We start from the raw sequence: 1,281 nt of genomic DNA, 5'->3' as shown, positions 1-1,281 counted from the left end.
TCTGCCCATTTTACCTGATAGCCATTGGTATAAACGGCTACAATTCTCCCCTCGACCCGATTGACACAATCAGCACCCTTGGCAATCACACAATACTCGCTCCTAAATTTTTCAGCTCATCACAATAAAGATAATTGTTGATATTTTTCTGGCTCTCTATTTATAATCTGATTGATTATTTCTTGGGTTTCATCAATAATTAAAGCTATTTCTTTTTTGATATCTTCTGGCTCTAAATCGGCAAATTCACACGATATCCAATAACAAGCTCCTTGATGATAGACTTCAACGATTTCTCCATCAGTAAAAATTTTCCATCCTTGATAGTTTTTTCCTGGCCATTCATTGTCTAGACATTCATATCTTTCAGGAAAACAATACCCATAATCGATTAAAGATTCCGCTATTTCTCGTTCAATAATGCTATACCAACCAGGGAATTTTTCTTTCATTTTACTACCATCTTAATTGTTTAATTTAACTTGACTTTTTGCGTTCTAGATTTTTTAAATAATTCCAAAACTCTAATAATTGCTCATCTGTTAAATTTCTCCTACTCTTTTGATTGTATTTCTCTATTAAGTGTTTAATTCCTCGCTCTTTGCCCCATCCCAATCGCTTCATTTCTACATCTATCGGGGTATCTCATCGTTCAACAAAAGATACAAATTAGAACTTCAATAATTAATTTATTTGGACGACACTTACAGGAAAACTATTAGAAGAAATTTTTTGCTCGGTTTCCTTATACCAGATAAATTCATCGTTTTCTTCATCAATATCGTTAATTTTTGTAAAATAAGAATGCCTGACATCTAGCACATAAATCGGCTCTAAATCGTTAGCGACCGTATCTAATTCTTGGTTCATTGCAATTGCTACCGATCTAGATTCCCAGTGCCTGAGCGCATAGTAACCACTAATCTCCATGTCTTCATTAGCATAAAGAGTTTTGATTTCAACTCTTAAAGGGATTTTCGGCAGTTTTTTGGCTCTTTCCTCGTGATTTTTAATTTTCATTGTTAGACAAAAGTATTTGTGACTAAAAAATCGGGATGGCGGAAGGTGGCATCTAAGCGTATTTTTCCGCTCCTTCAGATTAGTTCAGCCCTGGCTGCTACTTCGCGCCAGCTTTTGCATCTCTCGATTTTTAAAATATTGTTGTAACCTGTATCAGATATTTTTTTACCAGGAGGAAGAATAACTGTTCCGTTAATGTTATATCCTGTGATGGCTGCTCCTTCTAAACAAACAATCCTGTCCAAGCTAAAGTTGTAGCCA

General features: G+C 35.1%; 3 protein-coding genes. All 3 read right to left on the bottom strand.

The genetic code is table 11. The annotated features are described in order from the left end of the window. Positions 1-119 precede the first annotated feature (119 nt). On the bottom strand, positions 120-452 hold the full coding sequence (locus H1P_RS33455; protein WP_144875811.1) for a hypothetical protein: 333 nt from the start codon (positions 450-452) through the stop codon (positions 120-122). Between the two features lie 232 nt (positions 453-684). Beyond that, positions 685-1,020 carry a hypothetical protein gene (locus tag H1P_RS33450; RefSeq protein WP_144875809.1) on the bottom strand — a complete coding sequence of 112 codons (336 nt, stop codon included), beginning with the start codon at positions 1,018-1,020 and terminating at the stop codon, positions 685-687. 74 nt (positions 1,021-1,094) lie between these two features. Continuing rightward, a partial coding sequence (locus tag H1P_RS37025) for a hypothetical protein (protein ID WP_186376306.1) occupies positions 1,095-1,281 on the bottom strand: 187 nt, incomplete at its 5' end.

This window comes from Hyella patelloides LEGE 07179 (genome assembly GCF_900659865.1).
In the GTDB taxonomy this organism is placed as follows: domain Bacteria; phylum Cyanobacteriota; class Cyanobacteriia; order Cyanobacteriales; family Xenococcaceae; genus Hyella; species Hyella patelloides.
The sequence above is the reverse complement of the archived record's forward strand: the minus strand, read 5'-3'. Positions and strand labels throughout refer to the sequence as shown.